Annotated in this window: 1 protein-coding gene; it reads left to right on the plus strand. The window is 47.5% G+C overall.

Going from position 1 to position 261, the window contains the following annotated elements; all coding sequences use genetic code 11:
- Positions 1–28: 28 nt before the first annotated feature.
- Positions 29–163, plus strand: a complete 135-nt coding sequence (locus ACYP03_RS26755; RefSeq protein ID WP_276131414.1) for a LysR family transcriptional regulator — start codon at positions 29–31, stop codon at positions 161–163.
- The last annotated feature ends 98 nt before the right edge of the window (positions 164–261 follow it).

The raw sequence follows: 261 nt of genomic DNA on the forward strand, positions 1-261 counted from the left end.
TAAATGAGCTATCGTGACTGACTAACAGATTGACTGGCTAAAGAGCCTGGTGGCTGTGGTTGATGCCGGTTCTCTATCGAATGCAACGACATCCGTTCACCGCTCCCAATTTGCGGTTAGCATAAAGCTGAAAAAGTCAGAAAATGCCATTGGACGGTCATAGCCCGTCAGAGAAAGCCGGATGACGGACGACAGGAATTAGGCATTGGAATGTACTTGCACTGCCTAATTCCCGTTCTGCAGACATTAATTTCCGCTGTT

The organism is Photobacterium sp. R1 (assembly GCF_054600795.1).